The sequence below is a fragment of the Dietzia sp. UBA5065 genome (assembly GCA_002415925.1).
In the GTDB taxonomy this organism is placed as follows: Bacteria; Actinomycetota; Actinomycetes; order Mycobacteriales; family Mycobacteriaceae; genus Dietzia.
The window spans coordinates 28594-28846 of record DIAZ01000109.1; the positions used below are offsets into that span (position 1 = coordinate 28594).

Annotated in this window: 1 protein-coding gene; it reads right to left on the minus strand. The window is 64.0% G+C overall.

Annotation, left to right across the window (positions count from 1 at the left end; all coding sequences use genetic code 11):
* The coding region (locus B4M60_RS08435) for a cbb3-type cytochrome c oxidase subunit I (RefSeq protein ID WP_291082194.1) at positions 1-253 on the minus strand (253 nt) is incomplete at both ends.

Genomic DNA, 253 nt, shown 5'->3' on the forward strand with positions numbered 1-253 from the left:
GTTGAAGAACTTCACCCCGGTGGGAACCGCGATGAGGAACGTCATGAAGGAGAAGAACGGCAGCAGCACGGCGCCGGTGACGAACATGTGGTGCGCCCACACCGCCATGGACAGCGCGGCGATGGCGAGGGTCGCAAAGACCAGGCCGGCGTAACCGAAGAGCGGCTTGCGCGAGAACACCGGGAAGACCTCGGAGACGATGCCGAAGAACGGCAGCGCGAGGACGTACACCTCGGGGTGACCGAAGAACCAG